This window comes from Pedobacter sp. Leaf250, assembly GCF_920984735.1.
Lineage (GTDB): Bacteria > Bacteroidota > Bacteroidia > Sphingobacteriales > Sphingobacteriaceae > Pedobacter.
This window is the reverse complement of the sequence record NZ_CAKLBU010000012.1, coordinates 90,641-105,716: the sequence shown is the minus strand read 5'-3', so window position 1 is coordinate 105,716 and position 15,076 is coordinate 90,641. Positions and strand designations below refer to the sequence as shown.

The following is a 15,076-nucleotide window of genomic DNA, read 5'->3' as shown; positions in this document are numbered from 1 at the left end:
AAATATTGAAGAGAAAAGAATAATGATTTGGAAAGCAAATCTAGTGGTACTTCGGCTACGATAGTCCCGCCATTTGCTCCAATCTTTTTGTCATTGTGTATTGCGATATTTAAACCTCGCAGGTTTTAAAAACCTGCGAGGTTTAGTAAAAATAACAAAAAGTATTTCCGCTCCTGTCGGGTTTATGATAGTAAGGTTAACCAAAATAGAATAAACCTAATTGAAGTGAGCATGATCCCGATATTACATCGGGAGAATAAAACGGAAAGCAGGACTATTGTAACCGATGGAAAACAGGAACCTGCTTTTCAAAAAAATAAAATTTTTAGTTAGCTGGTATTTCAGTTAACCAATTAAAACGCTTAAGCGATTAAACAACAATAAAATGATTGATTTAAAAAAATTACAAGTTTGGTTTATTACCGGTACACAGCATTTGTACGGTGAAGAAACCTTAAAACAAGTAGCGGATCATGCTCAAGAAGTGGCAGAATCGTTAAACCAAAATGGAAATATCTCGGTTTCTGTTGTGTACAAACCTATTGTAAAAACTACTGAAGAGATTTTCGAAACCTTGCAGCAAGCCAATATCGATGAAAATTGTATTGGTGTAATTACTTGGATGCATACTTTTTCTCCAGCCAAAATGTGGATTAGAGGTTTAAATGTTTTACAAAAGCCTTTGTTGCATTTACACACACAATTTAATCGAGATATTCCGTGGAATACCATTGATATGGATTTTATGAACCTAAACCAAAGTGCGCACGGCGACCGGGAATTCGGTTTTATGGTTACCCGCATGCGTAAAGACCGTAAGGTTGTGGTTGGCCATTGGCAAGACGAAGAAGTGGCGAAACAAATTGATACCTGGTGTAGAGCCGCAGCCGGATGGAACGATTGGCAAGGTGCTAAATTTGCCCGATTTGGCGATAACATGCGTTTTGTAGCCGTTACAGATGGTGATAAAGTGGAAGCAGAAATGAAGTTTGGTTTTGCAGTAAACACTTATGGCATAGGTGATTTGGTAGCTGTAATTAATGTAATACCTGAAGAAGCCATTCAAGGTTTATTGAGTGAATACGAAGAAACTTATGAAATGGCTGAAGATTTAAAAGCGGGAGGTGCCAGACATCAATCAGTTTATGATGCAGCTAAAATCGAACTTGGTTTAAGAAAGTTTTTAGTAGATGGTGGCTTTAAAGGGTTTTCTGATACTTTCGAAGATTTACACGGCATGATTCAGTTACCAGGAATTGCGGCTCAGCGTTTAATGGCGGATGGTTATGGCTTCGCTGGCGAAGGAGATTGGAAAACTGCAGCATTGGTTCGTGCCTGTAAAGTGATGGGCGCTGGTTTGGCTGGTGGAAATGCTTTCATGGAAGATTACACTTATCATTTCGACCCTGCTAACTCAATGGTTTTAGGTTCGCACATGCTTGAAGTTGATGCCAGTTTAGCATCAGGAAAAGCAAGTTTAGAAGTTCATCCTTTGGGTATAGGCGGCAAAGCAGATCCCGCTCGTTTGGTATTTAATGTTGCTGGCGGCGATGCTTTAAATGCATCTTTGATTGATATGGGTAACCGTTTTCGCCTGTTAGTTAATGAAGTAAAAGCTGTTGAAGCTGAAAATGATTTACCAAACCTACCTGTTGCTCGTGTTCTTTGGAAACCACTTCCAGATATGAAAACAGGTTGTGCCGCATGGATTTACGCTGGTGGCGCTCACCACACTGCTTATAGTCAGAATTTAACGACCGAACATTTATTGGATTTTGCCAATATTGCAGGTTTAGAATATGTGAACATTGGTGCAGATACTAAAATCAACCAATTCAGAAATGAATTGCATTGGAATGAGGTTGCCTACAAATAATATTATTTAAGCTCTCAAATCTTAAAGCCGATAGTTTTTACAAATTATCGGCTTTTTTGTTGGGTTTTATATTCGCAATTCTAATTACTAATGTTACCATCTAGTGGGATAATAGATAACTGCATTTCAGTGGCTCCAAACATGACCGATCGTCATACTGAACTTATTTCAGGATCTTAATGCAATGGTTGTAATACAGATAATCTAAAAATTTTCTACAGGTTGGTGAAAACATCAACCTTTAGAGATATAAAAAATTAGTCTAACGCCTTTATAACATTAGAATGAATTTATCCTACTTGATTCCGCAAAATAAAACTAATCAATACTAACCATAGCCTTTATTACACCATTTTTCGGGTCTAACCAGCTTTCAAATTCATCTTTCACTGCTTCGAATTTTACCTGATGCGTGATGTAGTTTGTAGGATTTACCAAGCCTGCCTTCATTGATTTGATGACGTGTTCGAAATCTTCAATGGTTGCATTTCTGCTGCTCATTAAAGTAGATTCTCGCTTATGAAATTCAGGATGATTGAAAATTAAATCTCCTTTTTGCAAGCCGATTAATACAAACCTTGCACCATGAGCCATATAATTTATAGCGTTATTTATGGCTTTTTGATTTCCTGTTGCATCGATAACAACCGTTGGCATATCGCCATTCGTAATCTTGCTCAATTGTTCAGTAACATCCTCAGAAAGCGCATTAACTACGTGGGCGACTTTCAATTTTTTCTTACAGAAAGCCAGCCGGTCTTCATTGATATCTAATGCAATTACATTTGCTCCTGCAATTCTTGCAAATTCCATGGTACCCAATCCAATCGGTCCGGCACCAATAACCAACACGAATTCGCCAGGTTGAATATCAGCTCTGCGGACACCATGCGCTCCAATTGCCAAAGGTTCAACTAAAGCCAACTCATCGTAACTCAAGCCTTCTCCATGCAAAAGCGTTCTTGATGGAACTTGCAGATATTCCCGCATACCACCATCAACATGTACACCACAAACCTGCATTTTAACACAGCAGTTTGGTTTATTCATGCGGCAAGCAATACATTCTCCACAATTAAAATATGGAATGAATGTTACTGCCTCTCCTATTGAAAAGCCTTCGGCACCATCAGCTTCAACCAATTCTCCCGAAAGCTCGTGACCTAAAACTCGTGGATAATTAAAAAATGGCTGTGTGCCTTCAAAAGCATGTAAATCTGTTCCGCAAATACCAATTCGTTTAATTTTTATAATGGAATGGTCTTTTTTTAATTCTGGTTTTTCAGTTTCAGAATATTCAAAAGTACCAGGAGTTGTACAGGTAAGGGTTTTCATTTTATAATGAGTGAATTTTGTATGATAGAATGAGTGAGTAATTTTCGTCGTTGCGAGGCACGAAGCAATCTCCCTTTAATTAACTAATGAGATTGCTTCGTGCCTCGCAATGACGACAACACGTATTATGCGTTCGCCAAAGCTCTATCCAAATGGACATAACCGCCATCAACATGGATAATTTGTCCGGTAGTGTGGCTCGATTTACTCGACATTAAAAAGGCGGTCATGTTAGCGATTTCTTCAGCTGTTGTCATTCTGTTTTCCAATGGAATTTTGGCTGTAATTTCATCTAATTTCGCCTGAGCATCTGGCAAAGTTTCAATCCATGTTTCATAAGCGGGTGTCCAGCATTCTGCCACTACAACTGCATTTACACGAATTCCATACTTCAATAGTTCAACTGCCCATTCGCGGGTTAAGGCATTTCGACCACCGTTTGCTGCAGCATAAGCTGAAGTATTTCCTTGTCCGGTTTCGGCTGTTTTAGAAGTGATGTTTACTATTGCGCCTTTGCTTTTGATCAACTCTGGCAAAGCATGATGCGCCATTAAGTAATAATGTACCACGTTTTTATGCAGTGAAGCCATGAAATCTTCATAATTTCCGCTTTCTAAACCAACACCATCATTAACACCTGCATTATTTACCAGGCCGTCAATTCTACCAAATTTAGCTACGACTTCTGCAATGACTTTTTTGCAATCTTCAGGATTCGATAATTCGGCTACAAACTGTGCCGCTTGTCCGCCATGTTCGGCAATCGCATCAACAACTTTTTGGTTATCTTCTGCTTTTCTACCCACAATAACTGCAACCGCATTTTCTTTTGCAAATACTTCTGCGATACTGCGTCCGATACCTTTAGCAGCACCAGTAACGATAATAACTTTTTCTTTTAAATTTAGATCCATATCTTTTTAATTAGTGAATAATTGAATTTTGAATGAGCGAATTTTCCCTTGCATATCGCTGGGACATTCAATCATTCTTTCAATCTCTCATTCTATCATTATTTTAACATCTGCCTTTCTCGATTCGGGCAATACTTTTAAATTTATTAATTTTCCGTCTTTGAAAGTTCCTTCAACAGTAGTTTTATAGGGTGCATAAAGCTTGAAATGCACATCCCAATCTTTTGGCCATGCAGGGAACAGATAAATCTTTTTCCCATCTACCTGAAGCAGCATTTCCTGTAAACCAATCATCCCCGAACCGCCCCAATTGTGATCGGGTGTCCAGTCAAAACCCGGTCCCCAGAATGCAGGAAATCGTCGACCGGAATCTTTCAATTTCGCCTTAGTAAAATTCGCTGCATCTTCGGTTAAACCCAATCTGGCAGCAAATATGTTATCCTGTTTCCAGCCTACATGACTGCGAAATTTTAAAACGTCGGTATCATATTTGAAAGTATTTATTGCTGTATCTAATCCAGGTTTTCCAATTCCATAAATCCCCCATGGATAAACCGGGTACAATTGCGGACTTTCGGTATTGTTAATTCGTTCCCACAGTTTTGCAGGCGCAATGGTGGTATGCCCATCGAAATTTCTGAAATTTATCGGTGGAATCGTTTTCAACATCTCCTGCCATTCTGTTTTTTGTATATTAGATAATCCCGGATAGGAAATCAATCTTTCTAAAACAGTTTTTAAAGCAGCGATTGTTGAGGTAGAGTTATACGCCATTTTATAGGTTTCAGCACCCGAACCCGGATAGAAAACCAAATGACCATCAGCATCCAATGCTTTTGCGCCTCTTTGTTTAGCCAGATAGGTATAATGTTCTTTGAAAAAAGTAAGTGAACTTTCAATCAGTGGAAGATATTTTTCAATGTTTGCCCCATTATATCTTTCCGTCTCCAAAATCATCATACAAAATTCCAAAACCGTATCCCATTCATATTCCAGCCATGCATTATATTCCATGCCTTTATTAAAATCAGCGGGGCGTTTCCACCCATATTCGGCAGGGTTTGGTAAACCGAAGTTTTCTAATTGCTCCGTAAAACTTGCGCCTTTATGCCCCCAGGCCAATTCAGTTCTGATTTCTGCATTTTTCAATAAATCGAAATAGAAATCAAATTGAAGTTTCATTAGCTCAAAATCACCACTCTTTAACATTGGCCAATAAACCAAACGCTGGTTCTGGGCGGTGTGTGTTCCTCCTCCCCAATTCCTGAAATCAGGGGTGTACTTTAAAGTTGTATCTGTTAATTGGGGGTCAAATGTAAATAATCCACCGTTGAATTTTGTCGGGTATTTTCCAAAAGCATTACATCCCAACATGTAGCGAAAAAGCTGATAATTTTTAGCTGATTGATTTGCTTCCTCATCTTTTGAATTAATGTAAATAAAGCTTCTTTTCCAATAGTCATTCCACCATTTTATGCTATTGTTTTGATTGGTTTTTGCGTTTATTTCATCTAAACTTTTTTCCCAAACCTGAATAGATTCGGCCTTTAAAATATTTAATTTGATGATAATATTCGCAGATTTTGATGGCTTATTACTTTTCAGAACCCATGCTTTAAAAGCTGTGTTTAAATAATTTCCATCATAATTTCCTGCATAAACCATGTTTTCGCCTTCCATAGAACCACCGAAAATCAGGTTTTTAAGCGGATTAAATAATTCAGATTTTTTATCTTCTAAACCTTGTTGTTTTACCGCAACATCGAATACGGTTTCCCCTTTATTTTGATGATAGAATTGCACAGAATTGTTTTTAAAAGCAATTTCATCTTTCGTAGTTTTCACAATTCCCTGTGGTGCCCATTTGTAAGAATTTTGGTTATTTTCTTTGCCTTTCGTAATCCGGTCTTCAAATCGCCAGCTTTCATAACTCGCTTCTGTGGTAATGCTTTGATTTGATTTTACATCTACATGAATAACAGGATTAAAAACATCGACCCAAACTTTGATTTGAGTATTCAAATTACCATTCGATCCCGAAATCTGAGCATATCCGTCTTTTAAAACCAGTTCTTGTTTAAAAGTTTTTCCATCGAAAGGATTAGGACTGAATTTGAGTTTTACCCGACCAAGTTTGAGCAGGGTATTATTTTCATCGAAAGTGCCGCTACGAGATAAATAAAGATAAACTTCGCCTTTCTCTACCCAGAGATTTAAGCCAATATCTACTCCTCCAACAGGCATCGATTCTGATGAATTATGGCTTTGGGAAGTCCAGATTACGTTAGAAAGTTCTTTTTCTTGCGAAAAAGCATTTGAAGTGAACCACAGAGATACCAAGAGCAACAAGAAAGGACTCAAAAATTTTGACCATATAAGAGATGTTAGAACATTTAAAGTCTTAGCCGAAATATTTGATTTGCTTAGTGTCTCTGTGTTTAAAATCATTTTCATTTTCAATTATAAGTCGGCTTTCGACTGAAGTAGAGAAATCTACTTTTATAAGAGATGCCTCGTACCTCGCAATGAAGTAAAGCTAATTCTCCCAATCATCTGTACGAAATGAGGACACTGGCAAACCATCATTTCCAAATAAATCGCCTGTTACAAAATCCTTAAATGCGTAACGAACGGCAACAGGTATTTTCACTTGTTCTGCCGATACAGTTATGCTACTTCCAGTAATCGCTGCTTTCGCAGGATAAAATTTCTTATCTGCACCGGCTACTTCAAACAAACTCAATTCTTTGCCGAATGAAGTTAATCCATTTGCCACGTTTTGAAATTTTATTACTGCTTTATTTTTATCAATAGATATGGATTCATAGGTTGGACTTAACGCACCAAAACCTTTTATGCCATAGGTTTGGGCTAAAGCGAGATAAGCCAACCGCGTTCCCCCTTGTTTTTTATTAGCTGGGTGGATTGATTTTTCCTCGCCTACATCCATTAAAACGGCCATGCCCGTATTCGAAATTTTAGTCAACGATTTTCGTTGTGCATCCCTCAAAAATGCTGAATTATACTTTCCACCTACATGATATGGTGGAAGTTGTGCATAATTGTAAGGGGCAATTTGAGCATAATAAAATGGAAATTCGCCATTATCCCAATTCTTTCGCCATGAAGATACCATTGCTGGGAATAAGTCCTCATATCTGTCAGGGCGTTCGTAATTCGATTCTCCCTGATACCAAATGGCACCCTTTATGCAATATCCAATAACCGGGTAAAGCATGCCATTGTAAAGTGTTGTTGGCGTTCTGCTAACTTCTTTAATGGTATCTCCTTTTGATGGAATTTTAATTTCAGGAAATGATTTTAAATCCTCTGGAGACATCCATGCTTCGATCGAAGAACCACCATAGCTATCATTTATAATCCCTATCGGAACATTTAACATTTCGCTCAATAAGGAACCAAAGTAATAAGCTGTTGCACTGAAATTTGAGACGGTTTCGGGTGCCGCCAATTTCCATAGAGAGGGTTTGCTGTTATCCTGGCGCTCTGTAATTGAGGAACGTGGAACGGTGTAAAGTCTGATATTTTTATTAGTAGATTTTAAAATCACTTCATTAGATCCTATGATTGGCTGGCTTTTAAAGCCTTTCATTGGCATCTCCATATTCGACTGCCCACCGCAAAACCATACTTCACCGATTAATATATCCGTTAAAAACAATCTTTCGCCATCATTTAATTCGATATCATACGGACCGCCTGCAGCTGGCGTAGTAACTTTTATTTTCCATTTCCCATCTTTGTCAGATGTAACCGAATATTGCTCTCTGTTCCACGAAGTATTAATTTTCACCCTTGTTAGCGGTTTCGCCCAACCCCAAATGGCTACATTACTTTGCTGTTGCAAAACCATGTGATCGGTAAAAATAGATGCAGGTTTAACCATTGCTGATGCAAGGAAACAACATGCGAGGTTAAGAAGTATCGTGAGTTTTAGTTTCATTTTTCTCGTTCGATTTAATTTTACCTGCTTACCGGCAACCACACAGACATTTCCGAATGTCCGCGGTTACCCCATGCAAAGTATGGCACCAATTTTATTTCTGTTTCCGTATTTTTATTATCGATTGGGCGATAAAGCACATTTTTCCAATTATTAGGTTCTACAATTTTCGCATTACCAACCAGACTCATCATTTCGGCGCCATCAATATTTATGGATTTGGCAGTAAACTTTGTTGACGTAGGAACGAAAGCATTAAATATACTTTTGCCAGGCAAATCAATAGATTCCAGGCAATATACAATCGGACCGCGTTTTACAGCAATTTGATTTCTATTTTCTTCAACCAAAGGGTTGGATTCTATGAACTGCACTTTCATTGGCAAAATCAATTCTATAATATCACCCTTTTTCCAAACTCTATTTAGTTCTGCAAAAGTACCAGAAGGCAATTGAAGAAGTTGCAGTTTTCCGTTGATGCTGATTTCAGGTTCAGCAACCCATCCAGGTATTCTAAAAAACATAGAATATGCTTTACTATTTGTTTCTGTAACTGTTATCTTAATCTTACCATCCCAAGGATAATTGGTTTCTTGCGATAATGAAATTTTACTACCATCAGCTAACTTGGTGCTTAAGTTATTACCTCCATATAAATTGAACCACAATCCTTTATCAGATATACTGTAAGCATAATCACTCACTTCGGCGATGGTTCTAACCACATTCGGCGGACAACAATTTGATAAGCCTATATATGGAACTCTATCTTTCGACCAGCGCTGTTTAAAAGGTAAATCATCAGATTGAGCCAGTGGATTAGTATACAAAAAGTTCTTTCCATCTAAACTGATTCCCGATAAAACGCTGTTGTGCAAAGCCAGTTCCATTACATCCGCATATTTTGCATCACCTGAAATCTGGAGCATTCGCCAGTTCCATAACACATTGCCGATATTGGCACAGGTTTCATTATGAGCAGTAAAATTCGGCAATTGATAATCGCGACCAAAAGCCTGATGGATTTTTTGAACGTCAGCAGGATTATATGAAGTACCATCGGGTGAAGTGCCATCATAAAGTGATCCACAACCACCTGTGATATACATTTTATGTTGGTTTACATCATCCCACATCAAATTCAGCGTGTTTAGTAATGAATCCTTTCCTGTTTCTGCATATAAATCGGCAACGCCTGCATATAAGTAATTTGCCCTTACAGCATGCCCCATTGCTTTGGTTTGTTGCAGAAACGGAATTCTATCCTGATTATCATCCGTTCCGTCATCGATTTTGCCTTTAATGGCGATTAAGTGATTTGCCAATTCCAAATATCGAGGGTCTTTCGTGGTGCGGTACATTTCTACTACACCCATATAATGTGATGGACAAATTGCATTTCTTGCCAATGTTGGAGACGCAGACTTGTAGAAATTGTACAGATATTCAGTTGCTTTTTTAGCGATATTTAACAAGGTGGTTTTTCCAGTAGCCCGATAATGAATGCAGCCGGCCGTCATTAAGTGACCGATATTATAAGATTCAAAGCTCAACCTATCTTGAAACTGATTTTTTGAACCTGTTTTTCGCTGTTCGATCATGGCTTTGGTGTAGATATATCCATCTTCGCGTTGCGATTTTCCAATTACAATGATGGCTTTATCCATCATTTCATTTAATTTTGGATTTTTAGTCGAGGCATATAAACTTGCCATAGCCTCTAGCGTTTTGTAATAATCGCCATCATGGAAAGATGGTCCAGCGTGAGCACCCGTATCTAAGCCTGCCGCAATTTCAAAATTCTTAAAAGCGTGGCTTATTTTCGGGTCGTTGTAAATTGCCCACATATTCGGCACCATGGTTTCAGTAGCAACCTTAAACCTATCGGCCCAAAAGCCTTTTGTCCAGGTAACATCAGACATATTGATGCTGCGCAACTTCGCATATGGCGAATTTGAGTTGTAAACCAATGCCTTATCTTGTGCATTTGTATTTAATAGACAGAAGAGTAGAATTAATGCTCCAAATATCCGGAAACAGAATCGTCCTTTCGACTGAAACGGAGTGAAATGAAGAAATCTCTGAACTATACTTATCAAAAAGTTCAAAGATTTCTCGACTTCGCTCGAAAGGACGATAATAGATTTTATGTTCAACGACTTAAGTTTTTGAACTCTATCCTTTTTAATCATTAATAAATTTCTCATCTTTTTTCTTCGATTGTATCACTACCGGCCCCAGTAATCCAGCGGGATTTATAGGCTTTCCTTCTAATCTAAAAGGCGCCGTTGTTTTTGTAAGTCTTTTATTTTCTGGCAATTTACTATCACCAATTAAACGGTTAGCCCAGGTGTTTGTCACTTCAATTTCTATTTTATTGATGCCTTTTTTAATGGCTTTGCTGATTTCTAAACGATGCGGAGCAGTCCACAAAGTACCGCAATTGATCCCGTTGATTTTTACTTCAGCAATGCTGGAGAAATCTCCTAAATCAATCCAGATTTTATCATTTGTATTGCCGTCGAAATTAAAATTCCTGGTGTAAATCGCTGTGCCTGAATAGTATTTAACCAGGCTATCGGCATTTTTTGTCCAATCGGTTAACTCATTAAAAACAACCGGTTTCAACGGGCCTGCGTAAGCCGTATCGAATTTGGCCTGCCATGTTTTGGAAATGTCCTGAATGGTTTTGAAATTGGACCAGTTGTTTCCTTTATTAGATTCAGTTTTAGTAGCTGGTTTTTCGAAAATTACGAAAAGAGATTGATGCGGTTTCAATGCTAACTTTAAGGTAGTTCGGCCATTCGCAATCTTCCATTGCTTTGCATCTATTTTCTGGTTACTTACTGCATCGTAAAATTCAGGCACTTTACCAGAAACTCTAAATGAAGTCGAAATAATTCTTTTCTCATTTTGCTGATTGGATATGAAGTAAATATCTTTTTTATCAGACTTCCTGTGTGTAAATGCTAATTTATCAGCTTGTTTAGGCTCTCCTTCAACAGCATAAAAATCGGGATGCAAATTCAATTTCTCAAAGCTTTCTCCGTAATATGGTGCTTTATAAATTTGTCCTTTTCCTAAACCCTTAGTGTAAATGGGGCTAATATCGTTATAAACCTCACTAAAACCCTCTGTCCAAATCTCCTCAACAGCTCTATCAAATTCAGCTTTAGTAACTTGTTTCAAACCATTTTGATATAAAGGTTTGTCTGCAACTATCACCTTAGCACCAGCCTTTATCAATTCAGAAAGTTTCTTAACCGTTTCAAAACTCATGTATTGATAATTCGGATTCATTTTCATCATCCCTGGAATAACCAAAACTTTATAAGTTGCGCCACTTTCAAAAACTACCTCATCGTTTTTAACTGTAGCTGTACTTAATACATCGGGGTTAAAACTATCATAGGCATAACCGCGTAAAGGATTTACCCAGTTTTCGGGGTCGGCCATGTTCGCCGAATGCGTTACTCCTGCAGGAATTTGTCGTAATGGCTCGCCAACATTTGCCAAACGCCTCTTTTCTGATTCCACTACATCAGCACCAAAAATGCCTGGCAAAGTTTCTACTAATCTATCTGGTAAAACCGAACGACGAGGTAATTCTTCGCCGGTAAAAACAGCTATATCAACTACAGGCTTTCCATGTTGCAACAAATTTTGAGTGCGTTCAGCATATTCTATCCAGGCTTTTCCGGCTTTCCACCAGGTTTGGTCGCGTTGAAAATACAAACCCACGCCATCTAAAGTCATTCCCGGTTTTCTATCTGTCCACGGATTATGCGTAAAAACATGATAAACCAATTTGTTAATGCCACGTGCGTAATTTCTATCCTGCAATGTTTTCATATTCGCCGGACTTTCATTCCAATCCATACGAACGGTTGTAAAAGCCTCTGCCTGAATGATGTTTTTACCGTAAATATGTGCGCCAGAAATGGCATCCAACATATCGTTTGGTTTATCATGCGTAGGGCTGTTCAACCAGAATTCGCCCATTGGCACATCAACGGTTTTATAATGCATTAAACCATCACTCATCATGGTAGGCGCAATACTTTCTGCTGTAAAAGCTACGCCCTGTTCTTTGGCTAATTTTGCTAAAGTTTTATAAAATTGATCTACAACTAATTCGGAAATCGTTTTCCTGATATCATATAAAAAGTTTTCGGAAACTGAGGTGCTTTCTACAGGTAAGCCAGTCATAATTGGCAGATATGGCGTTAGATCGTAACCTCTGCGTTTTAAAAACTCGGCCTTAAATAATGGCGACCAGTTCTGGCTACCGCATTCCCAACTATCAACATGGAAAACGCTCAAAACTTTTTTCGCTATTTCCGGTCCGCCATGTTTTAATGCCTGTCCGTACCAATTATCGAATTGTAGTTTGACGGCTTGAGGGTTAAATTTATCGCACTCTAAACCCATTCCGCCACCTCCGGTTGCATTGGTGTGCCCTGTAGAAGTATGTCCAACCCTTAAAATTGTCCACACACCCCTTGGTGCTTTCCAACTTAAAGAACCGTCAGGATTTAATTTATCCGTTAGGTTGATAATTTTATTAAGAGGAACACATAAATTCTTAGCGATTTCTTCATCCGTACTTCTCTTGCTCACACGCCAAACTGAACCGTTTTTGCCTTCGAACTGATTGATTTGTGCCTCAGCAGATAATTCGAGATTAACCAGTTTTAAAGATGGCTTCCATTTAGCAGCATCTAAATCTTCGGCCCCTGGTTCAGAACTTCTTTTATCGTAAATAAACCTGAAATACTTTGCAGTAGTAGGCTTAATAGAATGGGTAACATCTTCATCTGTATCTTGCCAACCGTGGCGAGGTGCTTCCAGTCTTCCAATAGAGCGGAAAACTTTCCCATCATCACTAACTTCTATCGCCAAACGTTGCGCCTGATAATTATTTCCACTGATTTTAATGGTAACTGTTCTGCAGGTAAAAGGCTTTTCAAATTCGTATTGAACGTAGCATGGTTCATTGGAGCCAAAGTTTTTCTTATTTCCTGGCTGAATCAAGCCCGTGGCATCAGCGCCATTACTTGCCGCAATTTTTGGGATGATTGTACGCGTTGAAATGTTTTCGCCAGTTGGCGAAGGATAGGCATAAACTGCAATATCTTTATAATAGTTTTCTTTAGATTCGGGCTTCGGTAGTATGATTTTGGCATTCGAATTATTAACCAAAAACTTAGACCAAACAACTTTTTGCATGGAAAGTTCTGGTGTAATCCAAGGTCCGCCAGCCAGTGCAAAACCATCGCTTACATGCATTCCGATTTTTAAATCGAGGCGCTTAGCTTCATTCATTGCAAATTCCACCATTTGCCACCATTCTGGTGTAAGTTGCACTGCAGGCGGTGAATAGACAGGTGTTTTGTCAGGACCTTGAATGCTCATTAAATAAGCCCCAGCAATGCCATTGGATTTCATTGCTTCCAAATCTGCTGTGATGCCTGGCTTTGAAACCGCACCTTTTACCCAATACCAAAATACCCAAGGTTTTGCATTTTCGTTTTGTTGCGCATTAAGCCTGAAGCTAAAAGCACAAAGAACAAAGAACAAGAAGATTTTGCTATACTTTGATATCATAATGCATTATTTAGTCATCGGATGGATATAAAACTCTTCTCAATATTCATCTGATGACTATAATTTAAATTGTTTTATGAACGATTTTGTAACCCTTTAATCCAAAAAATAAAATAATTAAATAACAAACTAAAGGTATGCTATAGCCAATTTGAATATTATCTCCGTATGCATCAATTAGTGTTCCCATGGCATAAGGAAGAATAGCACCACCAACAATCGACATGATTAACCACGATGAGCCTGGTTTTGTATCATCGCCTATTCCATCGATACCCAGTGCAAAGATTGTAGGAAACATGATTGACATGAAGAAGCCTAATCCACCCAATGCATAAACCACAACTACACCACTTCCAGTGATGGCTACAATGCTCAATAAAACAGAAATCACAGCATAAATTGATAAAAGTTTATTTGAAGCGATATAGCGAAGTAAAGCAGTGCCCACAAAACGGCCAACCAAAAACAGAGTTCCATATAAACCAAGGTAATATAATGCGGTATACTCATCAAAACCGCCAGCTTGCTGTGCTGCTCTAATAAAAAAACTGGTTACACAAACCTGTGCGCCAACATAAAAAAATTGTGCAATTACTGCCCAGCGTAAATGCTTGTGCTTTAATGCGCCAATGAAACTTCCTTGCGAAATACCATCTTTACTTGTTGTTTTAACCTCGGGCAATTTCATGAAATAAAATAACAATGCTACCAAAACTAAAATGGTACCTAAAATAATGTAGGGTGTTTTTACTGTAGATGCTTCAGTTAGAAAATAATTATTTCTTACGGCATCACTCATGGCGGCAAGTTCTTCTTGTGTATGAGATTTTCCGGATAATATAAACCGGCCTACAATTGTTGCCAATGGAGCTGCCAGGCCGTTAAATGTAGCAGCAAGGTTAAGTCGCCAAGCCGCTTTATCCGGACTACCTAAAATAGCCGCATAAGGATTTGCAGAGGTTTCGAGCAAAGTTAAACCACAGCCAATAATAAAAAGGGCAACCAAAAAAGTAATGTATGATAAATTATTTGCTGCCGGAACAAATAGAAAAGCACCAAAGGCAAACGCCAATAATCCAGTAATCATTGTTGATTTATACCCAAAGCGCTTTAGTAATACACCTGCAGGTATTGCCATTAAAAAATAGGCTAGAAAAACTGAAGTATCAATCAGTGTGGATTGACTGTTACTTAAATTACAGGCCTTTTTTAGGTGTGGAATTAAAATCGAATCGAGATTATGTGCCATGCCCCAAAGAAAAAACAAGCTTACCACTAATATAAATGGCAGTAAATATCTTTTTCCTGATGATGGATCGCCTTCAGTTATAATTTCTGGTTGTGTGTTGTGGTTCATTATATTTGGTTTATTTTGTT

8 protein-coding genes are annotated in these 15,076 nt (G+C 38.3%); 1 reads left to right on the top strand and 7 read right to left on the bottom strand.

What is annotated here, in order from left to right:
- Positions 1 to 385 precede the first annotated feature (385 nt).
- Entirely contained in the window at positions 386 to 1,876 is a 1,491-nt protein-coding gene (gene araA / locus LUA91_RS12475) for an L-arabinose isomerase (protein ID WP_231426385.1), read from the top strand.
- 318 nt (positions 1,877 to 2,194) lie between these two features.
- Here the strand turns inward: araA and LUA91_RS12470 are convergent, their stop codons facing one another.
- The 7 genes from LUA91_RS12470 to fucP all read right to left on the bottom strand — a co-directional run bounded on the left by LUA91_RS12470 (position 2,195) and on the right by fucP (position 15,056).
- The gene (locus tag LUA91_RS12470; protein ID WP_231426384.1) at positions 2,195 to 3,211 is read right to left on the bottom strand and encodes a zinc-binding alcohol dehydrogenase family protein; all 1,017 of its coding nucleotides are present in this window, start codon (positions 3,209 to 3,211) and stop codon (positions 2,195 to 2,197) included.
- A 125-nt stretch (positions 3,212 to 3,336) separates the two neighbouring features.
- Positions 3,337 to 4,125, bottom strand: a complete 789-nt coding sequence (locus tag LUA91_RS12465; protein WP_231426383.1) for an SDR family oxidoreductase — start codon at positions 4,123 to 4,125, stop codon at positions 3,337 to 3,339.
- Positions 4,126 to 4,212: 87 nt separating this feature from the next.
- A complete protein-coding gene (locus tag LUA91_RS12460; protein WP_231426382.1) occupies positions 4,213 to 6,486 on the bottom strand; it encodes a DUF5703 domain-containing protein in 2,274 nt (757 codons plus the stop codon).
- 175 nt (positions 6,487 to 6,661) lie between these two features.
- Complete coding sequence (locus LUA91_RS12455) at positions 6,662 to 8,089, bottom strand: sialate O-acetylesterase (RefSeq protein ID WP_231426381.1); 1,428 nt, start codon at positions 8,087 to 8,089, stop codon at positions 6,662 to 6,664.
- Between the two features lie 20 nt (positions 8,090 to 8,109).
- Positions 8,110 to 10,296, bottom strand: coding sequence for a glycoside hydrolase family 127 protein (locus LUA91_RS12450; protein WP_231426380.1), 2,187 nt, complete (start codon positions 10,294 to 10,296; stop codon positions 8,110 to 8,112).
- Complete coding sequence (locus LUA91_RS12445; protein WP_231426379.1) at positions 10,274 to 13,696, bottom strand: glycosyl hydrolase; 3,423 nt, start codon at positions 13,694 to 13,696, stop codon at positions 10,274 to 10,276. Before LUA91_RS12445 ends, LUA91_RS12450 begins: the two co-directional genes overlap by 23 nt.
- A 64-nt stretch (positions 13,697 to 13,760) precedes the next feature.
- Positions 13,761 to 15,056, bottom strand: coding sequence for an L-fucose:H+ symporter permease (gene fucP / locus LUA91_RS12440; protein ID WP_231426378.1), 1,296 nt, complete (start codon positions 15,054 to 15,056; stop codon positions 13,761 to 13,763).
- Positions 15,057 to 15,076 lie beyond the last annotated feature (20 nt).